The sequence below is a fragment of the Enterococcus sp. ZJ1622 genome, from assembly GCF_011038845.1.
Lineage (GTDB): Bacteria > Bacillota > Bacilli > Lactobacillales > Enterococcaceae > Enterococcus_B.
On the sequence record NZ_JAAKDW010000035.1, the window covers coordinates 1 to 3,809 of the forward strand.

At 34.4% G+C, this 3,809-nt stretch carries 7 protein-coding genes; 4 read left to right on the forward strand and 3 right to left on the reverse strand.

Features of this window, described 5'->3' with window-relative positions; all coding sequences use genetic code 11:
- On the forward strand, window positions 1-305 hold a 305-nt coding region (locus G7Y42_RS15170), incomplete at its 5' end, for a transposase (protein ID WP_277424433.1).
- Complete coding sequence (locus G7Y42_RS14700) at window positions 244-648, forward strand: transposase (RefSeq protein WP_277424434.1); 405 nt, start codon at window positions 244-246, stop codon at window positions 646-648. The genes G7Y42_RS15170 and G7Y42_RS14700, both read left to right, overlap by 62 nt.
- A gap of 139 nt (window positions 649-787) precedes the next feature.
- On the opposite strand, the gene G7Y42_RS14705 is transcribed toward G7Y42_RS14700, so the two are convergent.
- Window positions 788-985, reverse strand: coding sequence for a cold-shock protein (locus G7Y42_RS14705; RefSeq protein ID WP_165007613.1), 198 nt, complete (start codon window positions 983-985; stop codon window positions 788-790).
- A gap of 343 nt (window positions 986-1,328) precedes the next feature.
- Between G7Y42_RS14705 and G7Y42_RS14710 the strand changes: the two genes are divergently transcribed.
- Window positions 1,329-1,622, forward strand: a complete 294-nt coding sequence (locus G7Y42_RS14710; RefSeq protein ID WP_165007616.1) for a hypothetical protein — start codon at window positions 1,329-1,331, stop codon at window positions 1,620-1,622.
- Window positions 1,623-1,891: 269 nt separating this feature from the next.
- On the opposite strand, the gene G7Y42_RS14715 is transcribed toward G7Y42_RS14710, so the two are convergent.
- Complete coding sequence (locus G7Y42_RS14715) at window positions 1,892-2,167, reverse strand: hypothetical protein (RefSeq protein WP_165007619.1); 276 nt, start codon at window positions 2,165-2,167, stop codon at window positions 1,892-1,894.
- Window positions 2,168-2,316: 149 nt separating this feature from the next.
- On the reverse strand, window positions 2,317-3,009 hold the full coding sequence (locus G7Y42_RS14720; RefSeq protein ID WP_165007622.1) for a DNA-directed RNA polymerase subunit omega: 693 nt from the start codon (window positions 3,007-3,009) through the stop codon (window positions 2,317-2,319).
- 219 nt (window positions 3,010-3,228) lie between these two features.
- On the opposite strand from G7Y42_RS14720, the gene G7Y42_RS14725 reads away from it, so the two are divergent.
- Window positions 3,229-3,438, forward strand: a complete 210-nt coding sequence (locus G7Y42_RS14725; protein ID WP_165007626.1) for a DUF378 domain-containing protein — start codon at window positions 3,229-3,231, stop codon at window positions 3,436-3,438.
- The last annotated feature ends 371 nt before the right edge of the window (window positions 3,439-3,809 follow it).

The following is a 3,809-nucleotide window of genomic DNA, read 5'->3' on the forward strand; positions in this document are numbered from 1 at the left end:
AAGCTCGGATGGGGGTTCGCTACATTGTCACAGATATGAATGCCCCTTATTTTTCATTAGTCAAAGAGTGCTTTCCAAATGCACAAATCATCATTAATCGCTTCCATATTGTGCAACACTTGAACAAGTTTTTCGACCGTATTCGAAAACGTGTGATGAAGCAGCTGGATCAAAAAGACGCTTCACAAGCCAAGTACTATCGACAATTGAAATCTTTGCATAAATTACTTCTAAAATCAGAAGATGAGTTACACCACATTCAAGAAATGGCAGAATTTTCAATGGCGCTATTTAACAGAAAGTGAAGTAGTTGACCGTCTACTTTCACTCTCTTTTGAACTTAAAACGGCTTATCAGTATGATCAAAAGCTGCTTAGCGCTTATCACGAGAAACAACCAGCTACTTTTTTCCAGCTACTTCGAGAAATGCCCAAAGAAGTTCCCTCGGAACTTCACTACACCAAAAAAGCCTTTTTCAGATATGAAAAAGGAATTCAGCTAGCGTTTTCGAAAAAGTATTCTAACGCAAAATTAGAGAATCTTCACACACATATCAAAACGTTAAAACGAATTGCTTATGGATTTCGCAGTTTCACCAATATGCGTTTGCGGATTTTTCTAATCAACGGGTTAATCAGCTACACATAAAAAAACATCAAAGCTAGTAACTTTTACTAACTTTGATGTTCATAGATGACCTTATCAGTCTGATTTGACAAAGAGCCCTTTTTTTACTAAAAAATATAAATAAAAAAACCACCTCACATGAGGCGGTTAAAATTCAACATTATTTTACGATATTGACTGCTTGAGGACCACGTTGGCCATCTTCGATATCATAAGTAACTGCTTGACCTTCATCTAAAGACTTGAAGCCTTCTCCTTGGATCGCTGAGAAATGTGCAAATACGTCATTTCCATCTTCACCAGTGATAAATCCAAAACCTTTGTCTGAGTTAAACCATTTTACTGTACCGTTATTCATATATATTTCCTCCTGATACGTATATCATACGTGTTTTGTTGCAATTAATAATACTTGGTAAAAGGAGTTTTTATACTGTGAATATATCGCTCAGATTACGTTTCAAATTAGATTACTTATTTACTATAACATGGATGTAATGCTAACACAAGGATAACCACTCGATACATGGTTTAAATATAAATGAGATCGCAATAAAATATTAGAAGATTTGCAGAAATGATGCGCTAGGCTGAAGAATCCAGCTTGTTTTTAGCGAAACTCAACTAGCAAAAAAATGGATAGAAATGAAAGTATATTATATAATTAACTTATAATTAAAAAAATTAGAGAAGGTGTAATTATGGATGAATTTAAAATGATAAAAAATACACTGATGTCGATAAAGCAACATGCATCATCGATAAAGAACTTTCCTAATGAAACTGAACTAAATGACGTTATAAAGCAGTTTAACATTCGATGTATAGGAAACAAAATAATCTCCATAGAAGTAGCGAATTATTTAAAATTAGAAAATGGTACATTCAATAAATATATCAAGCAGATCGCTGAAGAACTCCACATGAATCTAGAAGGACTCTATAAAGTAAATTCTGTCGATTCGGAAGCTGATGCGTATTATATCTATCTTTAGCTATAGATGTTTGATGTATTATAAATAAACATCGTTTTGGTATTTATAAATTAATGGACAGCAGCGAAATGATTTAGCAGGTGTGCTCACACTTCTAAAATCATTTCGCTGCTGTTTTAAATGACTATTGTGAAAGTCAATTCCAAACATATCATCTATCAGTAAGTGGTCCATCTGAATCATCATCCGACACTAAGCCCAACCAGATGAAAAACATGAATTGCTGTTTTTATCTGATCGTTCTTATTGTTTGATGCAAAATAGCTTTTTCACAACTTCATTTTTTTCTTCGGGTAGATGCTCTTCTCATATTCTACTACTATCCTCGGTTTCCCTAGTACATGATACTCTCGTACGACGAATTGCTTTCTAGAGTTATAATACCCTTTCACTACCAGTTTCATTCCTTCGTCTACTTCAGCTAGAAAGTTCAAGCTGTGACTGGCGATCAGGCAATTAACTTCATTCAGGCCAAAACGGATAAGCGGTCTTTCGCTGATTTTCAGTGTACGAATCTTCGTGACTGTGCCGTATTTCGTTTCCATCTTGTTCACCTCTTTACTACATTATACGAACATACGTTCATTTTGTAAAGTATATCGGTTATTTTCCCGTTGAATTTCAGCGATTTTTTATACAAAAAAACCTTCTTGATCCAAGAGGAAATTTCCTCTGGTCAAGAAGGTTTCGACGTTTATTTATTTACATGTTCGTCAACGATTTGCTGTGATTTGTCTGCAGTATCTGAAACATCAGTTTTCGCTTTTTCCAATTTTTGGATATAATCTTTCAAATTGGTATTTTCAGCTGTTACTTCATCAAGTTTCTTTTTGGTATCTGCTAATTGTGTCGTCAGATCTGCTTTTTCTTGAGTCAATGCAGCGATCTGCTGATTCAATCCATTTACAGTATTCTGCAAATCAGAAAGTTTTGTCTGAGCATCTTGTAGTTTCGCATTCCAATCTGCGTTTAAACGATTGATCTCATCGATTTTTTGATTGATTTCATTGATTTTATCGTTGATCTCATTTTGCTTTCCTTGTAATTCTGCATCTTTGCTTGCCAATTGGCTTTCATAACTGTTTTTTTCAGCAGTCAACTGGTCCTTTTGGTTTTTCAAATTAGCGATTTCCGTTTGATAATCACGAACAGCCGATTGATAGTTACTCAAATCTTTTTGCTCATCGCTTAACTTACTATTCAAGCTATCGATTCTCTGTTCTTTTTCTGTCAGATTCTGATCCAGTTTCACGAGGTTGTTGTTGATTGTTTCGACGTCAGGCTCTCCACCCCAAAGTATTACTTCATCTGCATACCGTCCGCCTGTATACCCAGCAACACACAAAAATACAGCAACTACTCCGCCAGCAATCAATTTTTTCTTCATTTTATGTAACTCCCAAAAATTATATTTTTTGAAACATACTAAAAGTAAGTGATTTTCGACGAATTGTCAAGCGTTTTAAATTACATGTGTAATTTTTAATGAGAATACAGGGAATCCCTAAGCATTTTTTCTTTTTTCATTAGGTAAGCAGTATCTTAGTCGTATCTGATGCTTTCGTTTATAATTGAAGTATGTCAAATAAGGAGAGGAGTAATTACAATGAAAACACTAGACATCATTGCATTGACTTTGCTGATCGTTGGGGGACTCAATTGGTTGCTGGTAGGTTTACTAGAGTTTGATCTTGTGGCGACAATCGCTGGCGGATCAACAACAATTTTGGCAAAAGCTATCTATATTATTGTTGGTATTTGTGCGATTTATTGTTTGAAATTCTTTCCGATGATCACTAATCGCGTGGAGCGCTAAAACAAGCTAAATGAGTTGAAGGCCTTTTGTGGCTGTAATAAAGCATAGTCTTCTACTTTCGTTTACATGAACTGTACCAGTTTCTTGGTGCAGTTTTTTGACGTCTTTTTTTTAAATCCATCTATTGTTCCCTTCGTTTAATCTTTTCTTAAACAATTTTTTCAAAAAAATCCAGAGAAAAAGGTGAAAAAGAGCGCATTTTTCTTGCAGAAAACATTTTCATTTACATAAATTACCGGTTTTATTACAAAAAACGTAGATTTGTCACAAAGTGTCATCATTCTTTTACCTATGAAATATTCTCACATGTTAAAGTAGTCCTCGTTGAACAAAACAAAAACTTTTTAAACTAGAAGGAGATCTTTCATGAA